Consider the following 2,021-nt stretch of genomic DNA (forward strand, 5'->3'; position numbering starts at 1 on the left):
GTGAAGTCGGCCACAAAATCGTCGCCGGCGTGCGCGTCGATCGCGCGCATACACGAGCCCGGAAGTACCAAGTCGCCCTTGCGCAACCGCACGCCGAAGCCCTCCACCTTGCGGGCCAGCCAGGCCACCGCGGTAAGGGGGTTGCCCAGCACCGCGTCGGTGCGGCCCTTGGCGACGACCTCACCGTTGCAGCTGAGCACCGCATCGATCCCTTTGATGTCGACGTCGCCCGGGGAGACGCGCGCCTTGCCCAGCACGAAACCCGCCGACGACGCGTTGTCGGCGATCGTGTCGCACAACTCGATCTTCCAGTCGGTGATCCGGGTGTCGATCAACTCGATCGACGGCACCAGCGCCTCGGTGGCCGCCAGCACGTCGTCCTCCGTGCAGTCGGCTCCCGGCAGGTCCGCATTCAGGATGAACCCGACCTCCACCTCGACCCGCGGCCACAGGTAACGGCTCGCCTTAACCGGGGTGTCTTCGAACAATTGCATCTCGTCGAGCAAATGCCCGTAGTCCGGCTCGTCGACCCCCATCATCTGCTGGATCGCCTTCGACGACAGGCCAACCTTATGGCCCAGCACCCGAGCCCCCTCGGCCACCCGCTGCCGGATGTTGATCAGCTGGATCTCATAGGCATCGACGACGTCGATCTCCGGATGAACAGCGGTCAGCGGAGCGATCGGTGAGCGGCTCCGCCCAGCCTGCGCCAACTGGACAGCTAGCTGGTGGTGTAATTCCCTGCTAAGCACGAGAATTGGTTCCCTCAGCATTTGCAGGTGAAGTCATTGCCTTGGCGTCCATCCCGCCGAGTGGGCCGGTCCCGATCTCGGCGTTATGGGCATGTGCGAAGTGGTGAAGACCGAAGACGGCGTCCATGCCATTGCGTAATCCCATGTGGTCTTCGCAGTGGTTGACCGCCCGCTTGGCCAGTGCGAGACCGAATTGGGGCATCGCCGCGATACGCGTTGCAAGGCCGAAGGTTTCATCGCGTAGCTGCGGCCGTGCGACGACTCGATTGACCATACCGATTTCGTAGGCACGCTGCGCGCTGAACCTCTCACCTGTGTACAAGATCTCCTTGGCAAACCGGGGTCCGAGCACCCAAGGGTGTGCGAAATATTCGACGCCCGGAATGCCCATGCGCACAACGGGATCGCTGAAGAAGGCATCATCGGCGGCCACGATCAGGTCACAGGCCCAGGCAAGCATCAGACCACCGGCCACACACGCGCCTTGCACCATCGCGATAGTGGGCTTCGGGATTTCGCGCCACCTTCGGCACATCCCAAGATAGACCTCTGTCTCCCGCGCAAAACGTTGGTCGCCGCCTGGCTTGTCGACGTGGTCCCACCACAACACCGCCCGATTCTCATAGCGCACGTTGTGGTCACGTTCGGGGGTGCCGATATCGTGACCGGCGCTGAAGTGCTCGCCGGCACCCGCCAACACGATCACCTTGATGTCGTCATCGTCCACTGCGCGCCTAAACGCTGCATCCAGGGCGTAGGTCATCGCCGAGTTCTGCGCATTGCGGTAACGCGGACGGTTCATGGTGACCACAGCGACTCCGGAGGTCACTGCATAGGTGACCACTTCGTCTACATCTGGCGTGTCCATGTTGATGCCTTCCGTCATCACGCATTCCGGTTCTGACCATCATCAGCGCAGTCGACCCGCAGGCAGTAGTCGGTTTCCATACACTGGGAGTCATCTCGATCACAGCTGGTGGGATGCGTGCCGGCAATCCGTGCGGCGCCGCCTCGTTACTCAGCGCATCCCGACTGTCGGGATTACCGATCCGGTACATGCGCCGTTTCCGCGTAGCGTCAACGCTATGCGCTTCTCGTTGCGCTTTGAGCGGACATGTGCCGCGCCAGCGCAGATCGTTTACGACCTGCTCACTGATGTCACGCGGTGGCCTGAGTGGCTAGGCGGTGTGCGGGCCGCGGTCTGGGAGTACCCCGGAACGGCCAACTCCCGTACCGGGGCTATACGTCGAATCACCATGAGCGGCTTGA

3 protein-coding genes are annotated in these 2,021 nt (G+C 62.7%); 1 reads left to right on the forward strand and 2 read right to left on the reverse strand.

Going from position 1 to position 2,021, the window contains the following annotated elements; all coding sequences use genetic code 11:
* Together A9X03_RS06070 and A9X03_RS06075 are read right to left on the reverse strand one after the other, a co-directional pair.
* The coding region (locus A9X03_RS06070; RefSeq protein WP_156734797.1) for a 2-keto-4-pentenoate hydratase at positions 1–773 on the reverse strand (773 nt) is incomplete at its 3' end.
* Entirely contained in the window at positions 745–1,620 is an 876-nt protein-coding gene (locus A9X03_RS06075; RefSeq protein WP_067755539.1) for an enoyl-CoA hydratase, read from the reverse strand. The genes A9X03_RS06070 and A9X03_RS06075, both read right to left, overlap by 29 nt.
* Before the next feature lie 217 nt (positions 1,621–1,837).
* On the opposite strand from A9X03_RS06075, the gene A9X03_RS29070 reads away from it, so the two are divergent.
* On the forward strand, positions 1,838–2,021 hold a 184-nt coding region (locus A9X03_RS29070), incomplete at its 3' end, for an SRPBCC family protein (protein ID WP_197696023.1).

Source organism: Mycobacterium sp. E1715, assembly GCF_001667625.1.
In the GTDB taxonomy this organism is placed as follows: Bacteria; Actinomycetota; Actinomycetes; order Mycobacteriales; family Mycobacteriaceae; genus Mycobacterium.